This window comes from Streptomyces sp. DH12 (assembly GCF_020873895.1).
Taxonomy (GTDB): domain Bacteria; phylum Actinomycetota; class Actinomycetes; order Streptomycetales; family Streptomycetaceae; genus Streptomyces.
Genome location: NZ_JAHWGT010001610.1, coordinates 1 through 395, shown reverse-complemented (window position 1 = coordinate 395; position 395 = coordinate 1). Strand labels below are relative to the sequence as shown.

General features: G+C 65.3%; 1 pseudogene. It reads left to right on the top strand.

Features of this window, described 5'->3' with window-relative positions:
* Positions 1-11: 11 nt before the first annotated feature.
* A pseudogene (locus tag LPA54_RS41335) lies at positions 12-395 on the top strand (hypothetical protein); the annotation flags it as partial.

Sequence of the window (395 nt, the reverse complement as noted above, 5' to 3'; positions counted from 1 at the left end):
CCCGCAAGGCGGTGAAGGACGCCAGGGAGATCTATGACGACGCCGGGGACAAGGCCGCTCGTCATATCAGGAACGTCGTGCATCACGATGCGGTCCGGGATCCCGGCGGTTTCATGAACTTCCTGGCGGACTGGGCCGACATGCTGTCAAACATCTCGGCAGTTCTGTCCGTCCTTGCGGTCATTTGCGCGTTCGTTCCGCCGCTCCAGTTCCTGGTGCCCATCTTCGCGACCCTGGCCGTGGTGGCGAGCGCGGCGGCCCTTGCCGGTCACGCGTACGACATGACGGTGCGCGGCGGGAAGGTGGACTGGTTGAAGCTGGGCGCCGACGCGTTGGGAGTGCTTCCCGGCCTGGGAGCTCTGAAGGGGTTCAGAGCCCTCAAGGGCGTCAAGGGA